Raw genomic sequence first — 18,415 nt, 5'->3', positions numbered from 1 at the left:
GCCCTACTCTGCCGCCTTGGGCAGGTAGGCCGTGACGTCCACCGAATCCACCTGCTCGGGGCGCAGGTACTTCTCGGCGTAATCCTTCCAGACACCGGAGGTCAGGAACAGTTCCCACAATTCCTTGTCGATGTGCTGGTCCTTGACCATGAACGACATGATCTTGAGGGATTCCGACAGGGTCTTGGGTTTCTTGTAGGGCCGGTCGGCGGCGGTCAGCGCCTCGAAGATATCGGCCACCGCCATCATGCGGGCCGGCAGCGACATCTCTTCGCGCCTCAGGCCCTTGGGATAGCCGGTGCCGTCCATCTTCTCGTGGTGGCCGCCGGCCCATTCGGCGACGCGGGCCAGATTCTTGGGGAAGGGCAGGGCCTTCAGCATGAAAATGGTCTGGACGATGTGGTCGTTGATCTTGAAGCGGTCCTCGGCGGTCAGCGTGCCGCGCCCGATGGCCAGATTGTACAGCTCGCCCAGATTGTAGCGGTGCTCCAGCGGCTTCATCTTGAAGCCCTCGGCCTCGTAGCGGCTGACGTCCACGTTGATCTCGTGGGGGACGATGTGCCAGTCCTTGTCGGCCAGCATCTTCTCCACCACCGGCGGCTTGGGCTCGTCGCCGGTACGCCGCCGCGTCTCGTCCAGGGACAGGCCCATGGTGTCGTCCAGGGTGCGGACCCAGGTGCGCTCGGCGATGGCCTTCAGACGCTCGACCTTGTCGGGCGCCATGAATTCACCGCCCACATTGCACTCGGCCACGAAGGCGAAGTCGGACTCCAGCTGGGCCAGGTCCCCGTCCATGCGGGCCTTCAGGGTCTCGGCCTTCTCCTCGCCGGCCACCAGGCCTTCCAGATAGGTGATGACCGTGTCCCGCTTGGCCACCTCGAAGCGCATGCGCACTTCGTGGATGCGGTTGTAGATGGTCTCCAGTTTGGTGGCCTTGTCGACGATGTATTCCGGCGTGGTGACCTTGCCGCAATCGTGCAGGCCGGCGGAAACCTCCAGTTCGTACCATTCCTCCTCGGTCAGGGAGAAATCGGCGAAGGGGCCGTCGGTCTGGTCGCAGGCCGCCTGGGCCAGCATGAAGGTGATGGCCGGCACCCGGTGGCAGTGGCCGCCGGTATAGGGGCTCTTGGCGTCGATGGACCCGGCGATCACCTGGATGAAGCTCTTGAACAGGTTTTTCTGGGCCTCGATCAGGCGCTGGTTGTCCAGCGCCACCGCCGCCTGGGAGGCCAGGGCCTCGATCAGCGGCGTGATGTCGGGACCGAATTCCACGATACGGTTGCGCCCGTCGCGGGCGTTGATCAGCTGCAGCACGCCGATCACCTCGCCCTCGTAATTCTTCAAGGGCACGGTGAGGAACGATTTGGAGCGGTAACCGGTCTTGGCGTCGAAGGCCTTGGTGCCGGTGAAGTCGTATTTGTCCACGTCGTAGGCGTCGGCGATGTTGACCGTCTGCCCGGTGAGCGCGCACGAGCTGGACACGTTCTTGTGGTTGGGCTCGCCCTGGTCGTCGTACAGCCGAAGCGGCGGAAACGGGATGGGCTTGCCGGTGGTGCCGCCCATGGCGATGTTCAGCGTGTCGTTCAGCATGATCTCGAAGCGCAAGCCGTCCTTGGCCTCGGTCATCAGGTAGAGCGTGCCGCCGTCGGCGTTGCACATGCTCTTGGCGCCCTGGAGAATCTTCTCCATCAGGCGGTTGTGGTTGCGCTCGGCCGACAGGGCGATGCCCAGCTCGATCAGAGTCCGATAACGTTCTTCTTTCTTATGGACCGAAGCCATAGACGTCTATCCCTTATGGGCGGATCAAGCGATAACCCCTCAAAAGCCTACGCCGAATTGACGGTGACGTGAAGTCGGGTAAGAACACTACATATCGTCACATTTGCGGCAGTATTTTATCTGGGGCATGTGAGCCTTGACGGCAAGGCGGGATCGTATTCCCCTGTTGGCCGCACCTCAGGAGACGTTCCCCATGCCCTACGAATCCCTGCGCGACTTCATCTCCCGCCTGGAAAAGGCCGGCCGGCTGAAGCGGGTGAGCGCGCCGGTATCACCCCACCTGGAGATGACCGAGATCCAGACCCGCCTGCTGGCCGAGGGCGGCCCGGCGGTACTGTTCGAGAACGTGGTGCGCGCCGACGGCTCGAAATACCCCATGCCGGTGCTGGTCAACCTGTTCGGCACGGTGGAGCGGGTGGCCTGGGGCATGGACCGCGAGCCCGCCCAATTGCGCGAGGTGGGCGAGACCCTGGCCTTCCTCAAGCAGCCGGAGCCACCCGGCGGCTGGCGGGAAGCCCTGGAAATGCTGCCGCTGGCCAAGACCGTGATGGCCATGCGCCCCAAGACGGTAGGTTCGGCGCCTTGCCAGCAGGTGGTGCTGACCGGCGATCAGGTGGACCTGTCGCAACTGCCCATCCAGGGCTGCTGGCCGGGCGAGCCGGCGCCGCTGATCACCTGGCCGCTGGTGGTGACCCAGGGACCGCACCCCGAGGACGACAAGCGCGACAACTTCAACCTGGGCATCTACCGCATGCAGGTGACGGGGAAGAACACCACCCTGATGCGCTGGCTGAAGCATCGGGGCGGCGCCCAGCACTTCCAGCGCTGGGGCCAGGAAAAGCGCCAGCCCATGCCGGCGGCGGTAGTGATCGGCGCCGACCCCGGCACCATCATCGCCGCCGTGACCCCGGTGCCCGAGACCCTGTCGGAATACCAGTTCGCCGGCCTCTTGCGCGGCAAGAAGCTGGAACTGGTGGATTGCAAGACGGTGCCCTTGAAGGTCCCGGCCGAGGCCGAGATCGTGCTGGAAGGCCACGTCATGCTGGACGAGAGCGGACCGGAAGGCCCCTACGGCGACCACACCGGCTATTACAACTCGGTGGAGGAGTTCCCGGTCTTTCGCATCTCGGCCATCACCATGCGCCGCGACCCCATCTATCTGTCCACCTTCACCGGACGGCCGCCGGACGAGCCCAGCGTGCTGGGCGAGGCGCTGAACGAGGTGTTCATCCCGCTGCTGGCGCAGCAATTCCCCGAAATCGTCGATTTCTGGCTGCCGCCCGAGGGCTGCTCCTACCGCATCGCCGTGGTTTCCATCAAGAAGGCCTATCCCGGCCACGCCAAGCGCGTGATGTTCGGCATCTGGAGCTTTCTCAAGCAGTTCATGTACACCAAGTTCGTCATCGTGGTGGACGATGACATCAATGCGCGGGACTGGAAGGACGTCATGTGGGCCATCTCGACCCGCATGGACCCGGCCCGCGACATCACGGTGGTCGAGGGCACCCCCATCGATTACCTGGACTTCGCCAGCCCGGAATCGGGCTTAGGGGGAAAGCTGGGCCTGGACGCCACCAACAAGTGGCCGCCGGAGACCCACCGCGAATGGGGCGAGAAGATCCGCATGAGCGACGACGTGGTCGATCAGGTCAGCGAGCGCTGGGCCGAGTACGGATTGCCGGGATCTGGAAAGCCCATCTGGCGATGAGACACATCGCGCCTCAATTATGAATTGGTTGTGAGTCGGTGACATATTTCTCCGATTGAGTCATCATCTCCCGATCAACCGGGGGAGATGTCCTGATGCGCCGACTTTCGTTCCTGACGGCATTCGCCGCGTTCCTGTTGCTGGCCGGCCAGGCCTTCGCCGACTGCACACCGCCGGAAGTTCTGGCCAAGTGGAAGACCACCGAGGGCAGGGTCATCTGGCCGCCCAACGACGGTGCCGCCGGTACCGCCACGCCGGTGGTGCTGGCCCCCGGCATGATTCTCGACCGCTACGGCTGTGAAACAGGCAACTTCCTCAGCCCGCGGGGTGCGGCCTTCTCGGCCCGCGCCCTGCCCTATGTCTGCGCCACGGCGCCCTATTTCACCTATCGCGTCGTGCGGCCGCTGCTGGCCTGGACGGCCAAGGCGGCGCCATGGTTCGGCCAGCCGGGCGGCGCCACCCAATTCCAGACCGACGCCAGCGTGGCCCAATTGCTGGCCGACGGGGTGATCGAGACGGTGAACGCCGAGCGGCCCGCCTGCCCAAAATAGCCCTGTCGGCAGGGAGGGTATATGGCGCCGGTCGTAGCGCCCCTTCCGCAAGATATAGTTGTATTGGCGTGACCGCTTTTACCATTTAGAGCATGATTTTCCCCGGGGGTGAGTTCGGGGGAAATAATCCATGCGCATGCGATCGCCGCTGACTGCCGCCGCCCTTGCCATGCTGGGCTGGCTGCCCGTTGCCACGCCGGCCTTGGCCGATTGCAGCGGGGGAGATATCCGCCCGGATATCTCCAGCCGCTGGAAGGACAGCAAGGGCAACCTGCGCTGGCCGACCCATGAATGGAGTTCAGAGATCACCATCACCGTGGTCCTGCCGCCGGGCATGGTGATCGACCGCTTCGGCTGCGAGACGGAAAACCGCTTCAATCCGCAAGGCACCGCCTATTCGGGCCGCGCCCTGCCCTATGACTGCGCCGGCGCGCCCTATTTCAGCTACCGGGTCGTCAAGCCGCTGGTCGCCTGGTCGAGCAAGACCCCGGCCTGGTTCGGCCAGCGCGGCGGCGCTCCCCAGTTCCGCACCACCGCCACCGCGGCCCAATTGCTGTCCGAGGGGACGATCGAGGTGACGGAGGCCGAACGTCCGTCCTGCGGCTGAAGCCGGGATGCGACGGCCTTATCATTTTCCTTCGCCGGGCGGGCGCATCCGCGCCCTTGGCCGCGCCCTCAACGGGCGCTGAAGCGGCCCGCCTCATATTTGAGGCGCGCCGCTCTAGCTGGTGGGCGTGCCGTCGCGGCGGGCCAGGACCTCGTCCAGGCAGGCGGCATCGCCCATGAAACCGCCATTGGGGGCGCGCACCGCGTAATGGGCGACGGCCATGCGGCCCTTGTCCTCGTAAAGGAACAGGTCCAGCGTGCAGACCTTGACCCGGTACTGCCAGATCTCGGCCGGGGGGTCGCGGCGCACGAAGCCCGGCTTGCCCAGGGCGCGCCGGATGGCGGCGGCGCTCATGCCCTTCAGGGCCGACGGCGCCATGGTGCCGGGAGCGGGCGGCGTCATCAGCGCCAGTTGCTCCTCGTTTTCGGCGCCGGACACGCTGGTGACCGGGCCGCCGGTCGTGGCCGAGCCGCCCGCCCCGTTGCAGGCGGCGGCCAGGAGCAGGAGCGACAACGAACCGAAACGCTTGATCATTCTTTCCTCAGGGACTGGAAGACGTGGACCATGAACGAGGTGGCCACCACCGGGGCGGTCAGGTTGAGCAGCGGAATCTGGAACAGGAGATTGATGGCCGCGCCGCACAGCCACAGGCGGCCGAGGTTGTTGCTAAAGGTCGCCCGCATGGCCTCGGGCTCCAGCCGTCGCGCCGCCACCACCTCGAAATACTCGCGCCCCAGCAGGTAGCCGTTGACCGCATAGTTGAGGATGATGCCGAAGCCCAGGAACAGCAGGGCCAGATAGATCGGCGCCGCCACGGCGGTGATCAGCACCATCACCAGCAGGAAGCGGGTGGACAGACGCAGGATTTCCGCCCAGCCCATCTCCCGCGCCGGACCGAGATGGGGATAGTGTTCGGCCTCGACGATGTCGGCCACGTCGTCCAGCCAGAAGCTCATGACGAAGGTGGCCAGCGCCGAAAAGAACAGGATGGGCAGCAGCAGGGCCGTCAGCCCCAGGACGATTCCGGCGCTGACGTCGGCCAAGTGGTTGTCGAACCAGTGGATCTGCCGCAGCGCCGCCGAGGCGGCCAGGGCCAGCACCAGCCAACAGCCCAGGGCCGCCGCCACGCCGAAGCCGAGGATACGGCGCAGGCGGGGGTCGCTCAGTTGGGCGAAGGCCTTGTACAGGGCGGCGGGGATGGTCATGGAATCCGGCGGCGACATGGCGGGGAAACGGTCGATTCAAGCACGCGCCGGGCCATTCGCCAAGCGTCAAGGCGGTTTTTGTTGTTTATGGCGGCTCCATGGCTATACTGCGCCGCAAAATGCCTCAGGAAATGGCGCCCGTGCGCCGGGGGCACAGACTTTCCTTGCGAGAAGGCCCGTATCTAGCCATGGCGGACAAGACCATTCACGTCGCCGGTATCGGCAACGCGATCGTTGATGTACTGGTGCATGCCGATGACCTGCTGCTGCATCGTCTCGGCCTGACCAAGGGCGTGATGACCCTGATCGATGCCGAGCAGGCCGAGGCCATCTACACCCAGCTGCCGCCCGGTATCGAATGCTCGGGCGGGTCCGCCGCCAACACCATCGCCGGCATCGCCGCCCTGGGCGGCCGCGCCGCCTATGTGGGCAAGGTCAAGGACGACCAGCTGGGCCAGGTCTTCCGCCACGACATCCGCAATTCCGGCGTGCATTTCGAGACCAGGGCGGCCAGCGACGGCGCCTCGACGGCGCGTTGCTTCGTGCTGGTCACTCCCGACGCCCAGCGCACCATGCTGACCTATCTGGGCGCCTGCGTTGAGCTGGGGCCCGACGACGTTGATGCCGGCGTGATCGCCGGGGCCGAGGTCACCTATCTCGAGGGCTATCTCTACGACCCGCCCGAGGCCAAGCGCGCCTTCCTCAAGGCCGCCACCGCCGCCCACGGCGCCGGCCGTCTGGTGTCGCTGTCGCTGTCCGATCCTTTCTGCGTCGACCGCCACCGCGACGCCTTCCTCGATCTGGTGTCGGGCCACATCGACATCCTGTTCGCCAACGAGGCCGAGCTGTGCTCGCTGTACAGGACCGAGTCCTTCGACGAGGCCGTGCGCGCCGTGCGCGGCCACTGCCGCGTCGCCGCCGTGACCCGGGGCGACAAGGGCTCGGTGGTGGTGACCGAGGACGAGGTCCAGGTGGTCGCCGCCGACGATATCGACCAGCTGGTCGACACCACCGGTGCCGGCGACCTCTATGCCGCCGGCTTCCTGTTCGGCTTTACCCAGGGGCGTGACCTCGCCACCTGCGCCATGCTGGGCGGCATCGCCGCCGGCGAAATCATCTCCCATTTCGGTGCCCGGCCCGAGCGTTCGCTCAAGGATCTGGCCCGCGCCAAGCTGGGTCCCCATATCTTCGAAAATCTCCGGTAAGACGAGTCCCATGGAACTGCGCAACATCGCCATTATCGCCCACGTCGACCACGGCAAGACCACTCTGGTGGATGCCATGCTGCGGCAATCGGGAACCTTCCGCGAAAACCAGCAGGTCGCTGAACGCGTGATGGATTCCAACGACCTGGAAAAAGAACGCGGCATCACCATCCTGGCCAAGTGCACCTCGGTCGAGTGGAAGGGCGTGCGGATCAACATCGTCGACACCCCCGGCCACGCCGACTTCGGTGGCGAGGTGGAACGCATCCTGTCCATGGTGGACGGCGTCGTGGTGCTGGTCGACGCGGCCGAGGGCCCCATGCCCCAGACCAAGTTCGTCACCGGCAAGGCCCTCGGCCTCGGCCTGCGCCCCATCGTGGTGGTCAACAAGGTGGATCGCGGCGACGCCCGTCCCCACGAAGTCCACGACGAATGCTTCGACCTGTTCGCGGCGCTGGATGCCGACGACAACCAGCTGGACTTCCCCACCATGTTCGCGGTGGGCCGCGACGGCTGGGCCGACGACTCGCTGGAAGGCCCGCGCAAGGACCTGTCGGCGCTGTTCGACCTGATCGTCCGCCACGTGCCGGCCCCCAAGCGCGACCTGGAGGCGCCGTTCTCCATGCTGGCCACCACGCTGGAGGCCGACCCCTATCTCGGCCGCGTGCTGACCGGGCGCATCTATTCCGGCACCGCCAAGCTGAACATGCAGGTCAAGGGCCTGTCCCATGACGGCCAGTTGCTCGAGAGCTTCCGCATGAGCAAGCTGCTGGCATTCCGCGGCATCGAGCGCGTGCCGGTGGAATTCGCCGAGGCCGGCGACATCATCGCCATCGCCGGCATGACCAAGCCGACCGTGGCCGACACCATCTGCGCCCCCGAGGTCACCGAGCCCCTCAAGGCCAATCCCATCGACCCGCCGACGCTGTCCATGACCTTCTCGGTCAACGACAGCCCGCTGGCCGGTCAGGAAGGCGACAAGGTCACGAGCCGCATGATCGCCGCCCGTCTGGCCCGCGAGGCCGAGTCCAACGTCGCCATCCATATCCGCGAGACCGCCGGCAAGGATGCCTTCGAGGTGTCGGGCCGTGGCGAGCTGCAGTTGGGCGTGCTGATCGAGCAGATGCGCCGCGAGGGCTTCGAGCTGTCCATCTCGCGTCCCCGCGTTCTGTTCAAGACCGACGAATCCGGCAAGCGGCTCGAGCCCATCGAGGAAGTGTTCATCGACGTCGATGACGAGTATTCCGGCGCCGTGGTCGAGAAGATGAGCCTCAGGAAGGCCGAGTTGACCGGCATGCGTCCGTCGGGCGGCGGCAAGACCCGCGTCACCTTCCTGGCCCCGGCCCGTGGCCTGATCGGCTATCACGGCGAGTTCCTGACCGATACCCGCGGCACCGGCCTGATGAACCGCATGTTCCACGGCTACGCCCCCTACAAGGGCGCCATCGAGGGCCGTCGCAACGGCGTGCTGATCTCCAACGGTCAGGGCGACGCGGTCACCTATGCGCTGTGGAACCTGGAAGAGCGCGGCGCCATGTTCATCACCGGCAACGTCAAGATCTACGAAGGCATGATCATCGGCGAGCACAACCGCCCCAATGACCTCGAGGTCAACGCGCTGAAGGGCAAGCAGCTCACCAACGTCCGCGCCTCGGGCAAGGACGAGGCGGTCAAGCTGACGCCGCCCCGCAAGATGAGCCTGGAACAGGCCATCGCCTATATCGAGGACGACGAACTGGTGGAAGTGACGCCCAAGTCCATCCGCCTCAGGAAGCGCCTGCTCGACCCCAACGAGCGCAAGAAGGCGGATCGCGCCGCCAAGAACGACTGAGCGAAAAGGGCGGCCCCAAGGGTCGCCCTTCTTCTTTGTGGGGTGAACACCCGAAACGACTCGGGGCATCTTCCGAGAGGAAAGCGCCCCACCACCGGAAACGACACAGGGCGCCGTCCCAAAGGAAGGCGCCCTGTGCCGGTTCGTTCCCTTGAAGGCGAGGGAACCGTAAGCTCAGATCTTCAGCCGTCCACCCGGACGATGACTTCCACCCGGCTGATGTTGAAGCCCTCGGGCGCATCGGGCACCTTGGCCACGGCGATCAGGTCGGCGGGGATGTCGCACAGCTTGCCGCTCTTCTCGTAGAAGAAGTGGTGGTGGTCGCTGGTATTGGTGTCGAAGTAGCTGCGGCCCGCATCCACCACGATCTCCCGCAGCAGGCCGGCATCGGTGAACTGGTGCAGCGTGTTGTAGACGGTGGCCAGCGACACCCGGATGCTCGACGACAGCGCCTCGGTGTGCAACTGCTCGGCCGAGATATGGCGGTCGCCGCCATCGAACAGCAGGCGGGCCAGAGCCAGACGCTGGCGGGTGGGACGCAGACCCACGGCACGGAGCCGGTCCAGGGCGTGACTGTAGGGGCGAACGGTGATCATGGTCATGTTGGCAACCGCCCTTTCGGGGTGGGGTGGAATTGATCTATCTCAACGCTAACATAGAGTTCTTCGAAAAATAAAGTCCCTTAACGCCACTTTTTTTGGGAGTTAGGGCTTTGGTATTAGGGACTTAGCCCTAAGATCTATTTTTCATACATGGTTACGGGCGGCAGGCATTTCCATAGGCCTCGACGCGGCTGCGCAACGGTTCGGGAATGGGCACCGCCCTGTTCTTGCCGAAATCGGTGATGCAGCCGACATAGCGGGCGCGGAAATGGATGGTGCCATCCGCCGCCACGCCCTCGATGACGAAATTGATGCTCGCCGTGCCGACCTTCCCGACCAGAACCCGCACCTCCAGTTCCAGGCCGGGCGGCATGGGCACCAGATAGTCGCATTCGGCGTGAACCGTGGGCGAACCCATGTTGTCGCGCCGGTTCATGGTCGGCCAGTCGATGCCCATGGGGCCGGCATACCAGCGCTCGATGGCTTCGGTGCAATAGTCGAAGACGCGGGGGGTATAGAGGATTCCCGCCGGGTCGCAATCGCCCCAACTGACCCGTCTGCTGATGGAAAACACGCTCATGACCCGGGCTCCCGGCAAATCGGCATCGCGATACCGATTATTCACCGCCGGGGCGCGGGGGTCAAACCCGTTCGAGCACTTCCCAGGGAAACACCAGCCAGGTTTCCTGGGGCACGTCCTCCACATAGGTGTCGACCATGGGCTTGCCCGAGGGCTTGGCGTAGAGGGTGGCGTAGTGGCCGCCCGGCAGCATGTCGCGCACCGCCTGGGCGGTACGGCCGGTATCCACCAGATCGTCCACCACCAGCCAGCCCTTGCCGTCGCCCGGAACGCGCTTCAGGACTTCCAGGTCGTGGCGGGTGCTTTCGTCGTAGCCGGCGATGCACACGGTATCGATCTGGCGGATATCCAGTTCCAGGGCCAGGATGGCGGCGGGGACCAAGCCGCCCCTGGCGATGGCGATGATGCCGGCGAACGGTCCCTTGGCCCGGAGGCTGCGGGCCAGCCGGCGCGAGAGGGTGTGGATCTCCTCCCAGGACAGGGAGCGGGTGCGGGAAAAAGCGGGATCGAGGTCCATGGGGCAACGGTCGCGTGGTGGGTGGTATCGCCACTCTGGACGGCGGGCGGCATTTTCGCAACAATCGCCCTGCCACAAAAGGACCCGCCCGATGCTTCATTCGCCCATGGCCCGCCGGGGCATGGTGACCTCTCCCCACCACCTCGCCTCCCAGGCGGGGCTGGCGGTGCTGCGCGACGGCGGTACCGCCATCGAGGCGGCCATCGCCGCCGCGGCGACGCTGGGCGTGGTTTATCCCCACATGACCGGCCTGGGCGGCGACGCCTTCTGGCTGATCGCCGAGCCGGGCAAGCCACCCATCTCCATCGATGGCTCGGGCGCCGCCGGAGCCAAGGTGGACCCGGAGCTTTATCGCAAGGCCGGTCACAAGCGCATTCCCAGCCGGGGGCCGCTGGCCGCCACTACCGTGGCGGGCGCCGTATCCAGTTGGCAACTGGCGCTGGACGTCTCCAGCCATTGGGGCGGGCGGCTGCCGCTGCGCCGCCTGTTCGAGGACGCGGTGTTCGCGGCGCGGGAAGGCTTCGCCGTTTCGCGCCATCAGGCGGCCGCCACCGAACGCGGGCTGGCCGAACTGCGGCGCCAGCCCGGCTTCGCCGAGACGTTCCTGGCCAAACGCAAGACGCCGGCGGCCGGCACGGTGCTGCGCCTGCCGGCCCTGGCCGACACGCTGGAGCGTCTGGCCAATGCCGGCCTCGACGATTTCTATCGCGGCGAGGTGGCCCGCGCCGTGGCCGCCGGCCTGCAGGCGGCGGGATCGCCGCTCCGGGCCGAGGACATGGCCCGCCATCGCGGCATGCGCCGCCGCCCCCTGTCGCTCAACCTGCCATGCGGCCACCTGTTCAATACCGCCCCGCCCACTCAGGGGCTGGCCTCGCTGGTCCTGCTGGGCCTCTACCAGCGCCTCGGCATCACCGAGGCCGATGGCTTCGACCACATCCACGGGCTGGTGGAAGCGGCCAAGCTGGCCTATCGCGTCCGCGACGCCCACGTCACCGACCCGGCGCGCATGTCCATCCACGCCACCACCTATCTGGAGGACGGCGTCCTCGACCGCATGGCCTGGGAGATCGACAAGACCAAGGCCAGCCCGCTGCCCGGCGCCGGAGCCGAGGGCGACACCGTATGGCTGGGCGTGATCGACGGCCAGGGCCGCGCCGTCAGCTTCATCCAGAGCCTGTACCACGCCTTCGGCTCGGGGGTGGTGCTGCCCGAAATCGGACTGGTCTGGCAGAATCGCGGTTGCTCGTTCAGCCTGGACCCCGATCACCGCAATTCCCTGGAACCCCGTCGCCGGCCCCTCCACACCCTGTCACCCGGCCTGGCGCGGCTGAAGGACGGCCGCACCATGGTCTACGGCACCATGGGCGGCGACGCCCAGCCGCTGGTCCAGGCGGAAATCTTCACCCGGGCGGCACTGTACGGCCAGAGCCTGCAGCAGGCGGTCTCGGCACCGCGCTGGTGTCTGGCCCGCTCCCTGGACGGCACCCCGGCCCCCGCCGGCATCCAGTTGGAAGCCCGGTTCGGCCCGGACGTGATCCGCCACCTTGAACAGGCGGGTCACACCGTCCAGGTGGTAGGAGAATGGGACTCGCTGCTCGGCCATGCCGGCGCGCTGGTGCGCCGGGCCGACGGCATCATCGAGGGCGCCGCCGACCCCCGCGCCGACGGCGTGGTGGCGGCATTTTGACGAGAGGATAGGATCAGATGGGTACCGTGGTGCTGAAGCACGTTCCCGAGGACAGGGCGGGCGAGCGTGAAATCATCGATACCGGAGTCGCCATGATCGGCCTGGGGGGCGACAACGTCCATTGCGGCGTCTGCGGCCGCGAGATGATGCACGACGTTCCAATCCGCACCATGAAGGTCAATCTGTTGTATCGTTGCGCAGGCTGCGATTCCCTGAACGAGGTTCCGCCGGACGCTTAGGAGTCAAACTCATGAAGCTCTATTACAAGGTGGGCGCCTGCTCGCTGGCGTCGCATATCGCCCTGGAAGAGGCCGGGATTCCCTACACCCTCGAGGCCGTCGATCTGATGGCCAAGAAGACCGAATCGGGTGAGGATTTCCTGGCCGTCAATCCCAAGGGCTACATCCCCGCCCTGGTCATCGACGACGGCGCCGTGCTGACCGAAGGCGTCGCCATCCTGCTGCGCATCGCCGCCATGGCCCCGGAAAAGGGTCTGGCGCCGGCGGTGGGCACCCAGGACTACATGAAGCTGGTGGAGTGGCTGGTGTTCATCGCCACCGAACTGCACAAGCCGGCCGGCACCCAGTTCAACCCGGCCATGCCCGAGGAGGGCAAGGCGGTGTTGAAGACCATCCTCGGCCGCCGCCTCGACTACCTGGACAAGGCGCTGGGCAAGGGACCGTTCCTGATGGGCGAGCGGATCACCGTGGCGGATTTCTATCTGTTCACCGTGGTCTCGTGGCTGCCGCGCCTCAAGATCGACACCGCCGCCTGGCCGCACGTGGCGGCCCATTACGAGCGCATCAAGGCCCGTCCCGCCGCCCAGGCGGTGCTCAAGGCCGAGGGTCTGGCCTAAACTCCGCCGCCCGTTCCACCCGGGCGACGCGCAGGCTGTACTCCTTGTACCATTTCTCGCGGCCCATTCGCTGGGCCGCGAGATGCTCGGAATCGATCCGCCAGGATTCGATATCCTCCAGGCTCGACCAGTAGCTGACGGTGATGCCACGGCCTTCGGCATCGCGGACGCTGTCGGCCCCCAGATAGCCGGGACGCATGGCGGCCAGTTCCACCATGCGGGCCGCCATGGCGGCATAGCCCTGGTCACCTTCGGTACGGGTCGACGCGAAAATCACCGCGTAATAGGGCGGTTCGTGGTTCATGGAATCGTCTCCTCGGCAAATCCCGCCAGCATGCGCACCTCGTCCGGCGTACGCCCCGCCTCGCGCAGGGCCCGCAGGGTGAGGGACCGGTCGCGCTTGGCATAGCGCCGCCCATGCTCGTCGGTGAGCAGGCGGTGATGGACATAATCGGGAACCGGCAGGTCCAGCAGGGCCTGCAGCAGCCGGTGCACATGGGTGGCGGCGAACAGGTCCTCGCCCCGCGTCACCAGGGTTACCCCCTGCAGGGCGTCGTCGACGGTCACCGCCAGATGATAGCTGGCCGGTGTGTCCTTGCGGGCCAGCACCACGTCGCCGAACAGATCGGGCCGGGCGGACTGCTCGCCCCGGGTTCGGTCGCGCCACGCCAGGGGGCCGGTCCGCCGCATGGCTTCCTCGGTGTGGAGGCGCAGGGCGAAGGGCTGCCCGGCCGCCCGCCGTTCACCCCGCTCGGCGGGCGAAAGATGGCGGCAATGGCCGGGATAGAGCGGCCCGTCGGGGCCGTGGGGAGCATGACCGGCCCCCTCCACCTCGCGGGCGATATCCTGGCGGGTGCAAAAGCAGGGATACAGCAGCCCCATGCCTTCCAGCCGGTCGAGGGCGGCGCGGTAATCGTCGAAGTGTTCCGACTGGATGCGGACCGGCCGTTCCCATTCCAGGCCCAGCCAGGCGAGGTCGCTGAAGATCGCTTGGGTGAATTCGGGACGGCAGCGGGTACGGTCGATGTCCTCGATGCGCAGCAGGAAGCGCCCACCGGCCGCCCGCGCCTCGGCAAAGGCGAACAGGGCGGAATGGGCGTGGCCCAGATGCAACTCGCCGGTGGGGCTGGGAGCGAAACGGGTGATGGTCACAATATGTCGCTAGCTTTGGCGGGACAGTCACCGCGAACCATACCATAATGCCGCCGATTTGATTCGTCAGGAGCCGTCATGTCCAGCCCGTCGCCCGTCAAACTGTCCGGTCCCTCGGTCGAGCCCGCCTCGGGCGGCCCCGCCGCCCAGCTGGTGGTCCTGCTGCACGGTGTCGGCGTGGACGGTTCGGATTTGATCGGACTGGCGCCGTTCTTCGCCTCCATCCTGCCCGACGCCGCCTTCGTGGCGCCCGACGCCCCCTTCGCCTTCGACATGGCGCCGTTCGGTCGCCAGTGGTTCAGCCTGCAGGACCGCAGCATCCCCGCCATCTCGGCCGGGGTCCGCGCCACCGCCCCCATCCTCGAGGCCTATATCGACGAACAGGTGGCCCTGTGGGGGGTACAGCCCGCCGACGTGGCGCTGATCGGCTTCAGCCAGGGAACCATGATGGCGCTGCACGTGGCGCTCCGCCGCGCCGTGGCCCCGGCGGCGGTGGTCGGCTTCTCCGGCGCCCTGGTCGATCCCGATGAATTGCCCAAGGAAATCACCGCCCGGCCGCGCATCCTGCTGATCCACGGCGCCGATGACGAGGTGGTCAACCCCAACTGTCTCAAGGGTGCCGAGCAGGCCCTGACCGCCGTGGGCGTCCCGGTCTTGACCGAACTGCGTCCCGGCCTGGGCCACGGCATCGACGGCCCCGGCGCCGAGATGGCCATGGGCTTCCTGGGCCAGGTGTTCGGCATTTCCGACTGACACCAAATCACGATGAGATTCGTTCATCGTGATTTGGTTAGGCCCAAGGGGCCGCGCGGCTTATGCCGCGGGAGCCAAGCGGGCGAAAAGCACGCGCCCGGCGATTGAGGGCGGCGACAGGTCACGGAACCATCACGAAAAGGGGTATGGAACAACAATAGCGAATACTATATTTTGTAAAGGTCTCTCGTAGGAAGGGAGAGGGGTTTGGTCGCATTCGACAGCCATCCTGCCCTGGTGCTGAACGCTGATTTCCGGCCGCTCAGCTACTTCCCGCTGTCCCTGTGGTCCTGGCAGGACGCCATCAAGGCGGTGGTATCGGACCGCGTCGCCGTGGTGTCCGAATACGACCGCGTCGTCCATTCCCCCCGGCACGCCCTGCGCCTGCCCAGCGTCATCGCGCTGAAGGAGTTCATCCCGACGGCGCGCCGGCCGGCCTTCACCCGCTTCAACGTCTTCCTGCGCGACCGCTTCTCCTGCCAGTATTGCGGCGAGTGGTTTCCCACCCACGATCTGACCTTCGACCACGTGCTGCCGCGCTCGAAGGGCGGCCGCACCACCTGGGACAACGTGGTCACCGCCTGCGCGCCGTGCAACCTGATGAAGGGCGACCGCCTGCTGTTCGAGGTAGGCATGGGGCTGCTCAGCCGCCCCGGCCAGCCCTCCACCTGGCAGTTGCAGCAAAACGGCCGGGCCTTTCCACCCAACTACCTGCACGAATCCTGGCGCGATTTCCTGTACTGGGACAGCGAGCTCGAGCCGTTCTGATTCCAAATGCGTTGGTTGGTCGATACCGGTCAACGCCGTCCTCAGGCGCCGGGCGGGTCGCCTCCGCGACCCTTGGGCCTAACCGAAGCTCGACGGTCGAGTTTCGGTCTATCCTTTACGGTACAAAGAACTGCCAGCCGAACCAGCGCCAGCGCCCCTCCAGGGCCGGCACGGTGCAGTTGAGGCGTCCCCGGCCCGAGGGAATGGGCTTGGACATGCGCACCTCGACGCGCGGCCCCAGGCGCTCGACCTTGACCTGCCCCTGGTGCGACGCGAAACACGACAGCCCGTCGATGCCGGGCACGTCCTCGGCCAGGGTGAAGCCGAAGGCGGGGGGATTGGCCTTGATGGCCGGGTCTTCCGGGGTGATGTCCACCGCCGGCAGGGGCAGCGAGCGCACCGACAGGCGGAAGCGCTGCAGATCGCCATAGGCCGAGCTTTGGGCGAAGCGGGGCAGGAAAAAGGGATCGCCCTTGGCCCAGGCGGCGCCCGAATGCTGGCCGAAGGCGGCCGCGAAGCCCGAACGGCGCAGCACGTCCTCGGCCTCGGCGCTGGCGTCGCCCCAGGGCCAGGCGAACAACTCGGTGCCCCTGCCCAGTTCCTTGTCCAGGCGGGCGCCGGCGCGGGCCAGATCGGCGGAAATCTGCTCGGGCGGGGATTTGGGCAGACGCAGCCGGGCCGCCCCTTGTGTGCCGATCCCCAAACCGGCGGCGGTCAACTCGCGGAGCTGGCTCCAGCTCATCACGTCGGGGCCGCCGCGATCCACCTCGTCGGTGGCCAGGAACAGGGTGACGGGCAGCCCCGCCTTCTTCAGCAGCGGCCAGGCCCGGTCATGAAATCCCGCCGAGGCGTCGTCGACGGTAAGGGCCACCGCCTTGTCGGGCAGCGGCCGGCCGGCGCGCAGCGCCGAGACGATCTCGGCCAGCGGCAGCACCGCATAACCGCCGTTCTTCAGTTCCGCGACATGGGCGGCCAGTTGCTCGGTCGTAGTGTTGAGGGCGGGCACCCTGTCGTCGTCAAAACGGTGATAGACCAGCACCACGGCCGAATCGGCGGCCCATGCGACCGAGCCGAGAACCGGCAGGTTCACGACCACGGCCAGCCACAGCAGCAGCGCCAAGACAACAGACTGTTTCACAATCGCCCCCTGTCGGGCGCCGCGCTCGGCGCCTACAGTGTCGATGTTTGCCGCATTCGCGGGTAAAAAGACAAGAGGAGAGAGGCGGATATGACCCGCATTCTTGATGATTCGGCCCAGGACATTCTGTTTCGTGCGGCCCGTACCTACTCGAAATTCAAGGACACCCCGGTTCCGGACGATCTGCTGCGTCAGGCCTGGGACCTGGCCCGCATGGGACCGACCAGCGTCAACTGCCAGCCGGCCCGCATCGTCTTCGTGCGCTCGCCCGAGGCCAAGCAGCGCCTGAAACCCGCTCTGGCGCCGGGCAACCTGGACAAGACCATGGCGGCACCGCTCACCGCCATCATCGGCCACGACATGGAATTCTACGACCGCCTGCCGGTGCTGTTCCCCCATACCGACGCCCGCGCGTGGTTCGTGGGCAACGAGGCCATGATCCAGTCGACCGCGACGCGCAACGGCACCTTGCAGGGCGCCTATTTCATGCTGGCGCTCCGCGCCGTCGGCCTGGATTGCGGCGCCATGAGCGGCTTCGACAACGCCAAGGTGGACGAAGCCTTCTTCGCCGGCACCAGCATCCGCTCCAATTTCCTGGTCAATATCGGCTACGGCGACGATTCCGGCCTGTTCCCCCGGGGACCACGCCTGGATTTCACCGAGGCGTGCCGGGTGGAGTGAGTATCGCTCAGCCGCCGAACACCTTCTTGAGAAGGTCGGTGGAGCGCTTGGCCGGGTCGGTGCGGATGGCCGCCTCTTCCTGGCCGAGATAATTGAAGATGCCGGCCAGGGCGTAGTCGAGCACGTGGTCGGTCAGCATGGAGGGGCCGGCCTTCAGCGCGTCGCCGATCATGGGCAGGCCCCGGGCCGCGCCCGCCATGCTGGAATAGGACTGCACCGCGCCCGATTGCGACACGGTGCTGTCCACCACCGGCCGCATGGCGGTGCGCAGGTCGGGGCTCATGCTGCGCTTGAAATACTGGGTGGCGGCGTCCTTGGGGCCGCCCAGGATGCCGCGCGCGTCGTCGAGCGTCATTTTCTGCACCGCGTCCCAGAAGATCTGCCTGGCCTTGGGGGTAGCGGCCTCGGCGGCGCGGTTGAGCTTCAGTTCCAGATCGTCGACCATCTGCGACTTACCGGCCAGGGCCAGCCCCTGCTTCACCGCCGCCAGCTTGTCGGGCAGCGGGATGTGCACCGCCGGGTCGGCGTTGAAACCGTCGGCTTTTCCCAAGCGGCCGGTGACCTTGTCGGCGGCGACGCGCAGCGCCTCCTTGAGGCCCGAGCCGATCTCCGAGGTGGACAGCGACGAACCGGCCGAACCGCCGGCCGACGGCGAGGCGCCGGCCCGCTGCTCCAGTTCCTGCCTGACCATGCCCTTGCCCAGATCCATCAGGCTGCCCTGGGCCAGGACCGGCGAGGCGCAAAGCAATACGGCCGCGGTGCCCAGACACGCGGTCTTGGCGAACAGGCTCATCG

21 protein-coding genes are annotated in these 18,415 nt (G+C 66.6%); 11 read left to right on the top strand and 10 right to left on the bottom strand.

From position 1 onward, the window contains the following. Positions 1–3: 3 nt before the first annotated feature. On the bottom strand, positions 4–1,779 hold the full coding sequence (locus CP958_RS23050) for an HD family phosphohydrolase (RefSeq protein WP_096704529.1): 1,776 nt from the start codon (positions 1,777–1,779) through the stop codon (positions 4–6). 193 nt (positions 1,780–1,972) lie between these two features. Between CP958_RS23050 and CP958_RS23045 the strand changes: the two genes are divergently transcribed. The 3 genes from CP958_RS23045 (at position 1,973) to CP958_RS23035 (ending at position 4,645) form a co-directional block, all read left to right on the top strand. Further along, the gene (locus CP958_RS23045; protein WP_096704528.1) at positions 1,973–3,487 is read left to right on the top strand and encodes a UbiD family decarboxylase; all 1,515 of its coding nucleotides are present in this window, start codon (positions 1,973–1,975) and stop codon (positions 3,485–3,487) included. 95 nt (positions 3,488–3,582) lie between these two features. Further along, positions 3,583–4,038: a TNT domain-containing protein gene (locus tag CP958_RS23040; protein WP_096704527.1), complete on the top strand. Its 456-nt coding sequence runs from the start codon at positions 3,583–3,585 to the stop codon at positions 4,036–4,038. Between the two features lie 130 nt (positions 4,039–4,168). Further along, positions 4,169–4,645 carry a TNT domain-containing protein gene (locus CP958_RS23035; protein WP_242443094.1) on the top strand — a complete coding sequence of 159 codons (477 nt, stop codon included), beginning with the start codon at positions 4,169–4,171 and terminating at the stop codon, positions 4,643–4,645. Between the two features lie 114 nt (positions 4,646–4,759). On the opposite strand, the gene CP958_RS23030 is transcribed toward CP958_RS23035, so the two are convergent. Further along, positions 4,760–5,179, bottom strand: coding sequence for a hypothetical protein (locus tag CP958_RS23030; RefSeq protein WP_096704526.1), 420 nt, complete (start codon positions 5,177–5,179; stop codon positions 4,760–4,762). Further along, the gene (locus tag CP958_RS23025) at positions 5,176–5,850 is read right to left on the bottom strand and encodes an EI24 domain-containing protein (protein ID WP_096705009.1); all 675 of its coding nucleotides are present in this window, start codon (positions 5,848–5,850) and stop codon (positions 5,176–5,178) included. The genes CP958_RS23030 and CP958_RS23025 overlap by 4 nt, the downstream gene beginning before the upstream one ends. 188 nt (positions 5,851–6,038) lie before the next feature. Here CP958_RS23025 and CP958_RS23020 point away from each other — a divergent pair, with 188 nt between their 5' ends. Both CP958_RS23020 and typA read left to right on the top strand, forming a co-directional pair. Then, positions 6,039–7,055, top strand: coding sequence for an adenosine kinase (locus CP958_RS23020; protein WP_096704525.1), 1,017 nt, complete (start codon positions 6,039–6,041; stop codon positions 7,053–7,055). A 10-nt stretch (positions 7,056–7,065) separates the two neighbouring features. Continuing rightward, positions 7,066–8,886 (top strand): translational GTPase TypA, encoded by a 1,821-nt coding sequence (gene typA / locus CP958_RS23015; RefSeq protein ID WP_096704524.1) that lies wholly within the window; start codon positions 7,066–7,068, stop codon positions 8,884–8,886. A gap of 182 nt (positions 8,887–9,068) precedes the next feature. Here the strand turns inward: typA and irrA are convergent, their stop codons facing one another. The 3 genes from irrA to gpt all read right to left on the bottom strand — a co-directional run bounded on the left by irrA (position 9,069) and on the right by gpt (position 10,585). Beyond that, positions 9,069–9,488, bottom strand: coding sequence for an iron response transcriptional regulator IrrA (gene irrA, locus CP958_RS23010; protein WP_068429339.1), 420 nt, complete (start codon positions 9,486–9,488; stop codon positions 9,069–9,071). 154 nt (positions 9,489–9,642) lie between these two features. Beyond that, on the bottom strand, positions 9,643–10,068 hold the full coding sequence (locus CP958_RS23005) for a thioesterase family protein (protein ID WP_170959083.1): 426 nt from the start codon (positions 10,066–10,068) through the stop codon (positions 9,643–9,645). A gap of 61 nt (positions 10,069–10,129) precedes the next feature. Beyond that, positions 10,130–10,585: a xanthine phosphoribosyltransferase gene (gene gpt / locus CP958_RS23000; protein WP_096704522.1), complete on the bottom strand. Its 456-nt coding sequence runs from the start codon at positions 10,583–10,585 to the stop codon at positions 10,130–10,132. Positions 10,586–10,676: 91 nt separating this feature from the next. Between gpt and CP958_RS22995 the strand changes: the two genes are divergently transcribed. The 3 genes from CP958_RS22995 to gstA are packed head-to-tail and all read left to right on the top strand — an operon-like array spanning position 10,677 to position 13,128. Further along, positions 10,677–12,272, top strand: coding sequence for a gamma-glutamyltransferase family protein (locus CP958_RS22995; protein WP_096704521.1), 1,596 nt, complete (start codon positions 10,677–10,679; stop codon positions 12,270–12,272). 17 nt (positions 12,273–12,289) lie between these two features. Beyond that, a complete protein-coding gene (locus CP958_RS22990; RefSeq protein ID WP_096704520.1) occupies positions 12,290–12,511 on the top strand; it encodes a hypothetical protein in 222 nt (73 codons plus the stop codon). 11 nt (positions 12,512–12,522) lie between these two features. Next, on the top strand, positions 12,523–13,128 hold the full coding sequence (gene gstA / locus CP958_RS22985; RefSeq protein ID WP_096704519.1) for a glutathione transferase GstA: 606 nt from the start codon (positions 12,523–12,525) through the stop codon (positions 13,126–13,128). Here gstA and CP958_RS22980 read toward each other — a convergent pair. Both CP958_RS22980 and gluQRS read right to left on the bottom strand, forming a co-directional pair. Next, entirely contained in the window at positions 13,106–13,432 is a 327-nt protein-coding gene (locus CP958_RS22980) for an antibiotic biosynthesis monooxygenase (RefSeq protein ID WP_096704518.1), read from the bottom strand. The two genes, gstA and CP958_RS22980, sit on opposite strands and share 23 nt — an antisense overlap. Continuing rightward, on the bottom strand, positions 13,429–14,280 hold the full coding sequence (gene gluQRS, locus CP958_RS22975; RefSeq protein WP_096704517.1) for a tRNA glutamyl-Q(34) synthetase GluQRS: 852 nt from the start codon (positions 14,278–14,280) through the stop codon (positions 13,429–13,431). The genes CP958_RS22980 and gluQRS overlap by 4 nt, the downstream gene beginning before the upstream one ends. A 78-nt stretch (positions 14,281–14,358) precedes the next feature. Here gluQRS and CP958_RS22970 point away from each other — a divergent pair, with 78 nt between their 5' ends. After that, positions 14,359–15,033 carry a dienelactone hydrolase family protein gene (locus CP958_RS22970; protein WP_096704516.1) on the top strand — a complete coding sequence of 225 codons (675 nt, stop codon included), beginning with the start codon at positions 14,359–14,361 and terminating at the stop codon, positions 15,031–15,033. 207 nt (positions 15,034–15,240) lie between these two features. Continuing rightward, the gene (locus tag CP958_RS22965; protein ID WP_096704515.1) at positions 15,241–15,801 is read left to right on the top strand and encodes an HNH endonuclease; all 561 of its coding nucleotides are present in this window, start codon (positions 15,241–15,243) and stop codon (positions 15,799–15,801) included. Between the two features lie 115 nt (positions 15,802–15,916). On the opposite strand, the gene CP958_RS22960 is transcribed toward CP958_RS22965, so the two are convergent. After that, positions 15,917–16,939: a polysaccharide deacetylase family protein gene (locus CP958_RS22960; RefSeq protein ID WP_242443092.1), complete on the bottom strand. Its 1,023-nt coding sequence runs from the start codon at positions 16,937–16,939 to the stop codon at positions 15,917–15,919. A gap of 90 nt (positions 16,940–17,029) precedes the next feature. On the opposite strand from CP958_RS22960, the gene CP958_RS22955 reads away from it, so the two are divergent. Then, the gene (locus CP958_RS22955) at positions 17,030–17,620 is read left to right on the top strand and encodes a malonic semialdehyde reductase (RefSeq protein ID WP_096704513.1); all 591 of its coding nucleotides are present in this window, start codon (positions 17,030–17,032) and stop codon (positions 17,618–17,620) included. A gap of 7 nt (positions 17,621–17,627) precedes the next feature. Here the strand turns inward: CP958_RS22955 and CP958_RS22950 are convergent, their stop codons facing one another. Continuing rightward, positions 17,628–18,413 carry a DUF4197 domain-containing protein gene (locus tag CP958_RS22950; RefSeq protein ID WP_096704512.1) on the bottom strand — a complete coding sequence of 262 codons (786 nt, stop codon included), beginning with the start codon at positions 18,411–18,413 and terminating at the stop codon, positions 17,628–17,630. Between the last annotated feature and the right edge of the window lie 2 nt (positions 18,414–18,415).

Source organism: Magnetospirillum sp. 15-1 (assembly GCF_900184795.1).
Lineage (GTDB): Bacteria > Pseudomonadota > Alphaproteobacteria > Rhodospirillales > Magnetospirillaceae > Phaeospirillum.
The sequence above is the reverse complement of the archived record's forward strand: the minus strand, read 5'-3'. Positions and strand labels throughout refer to the sequence as shown.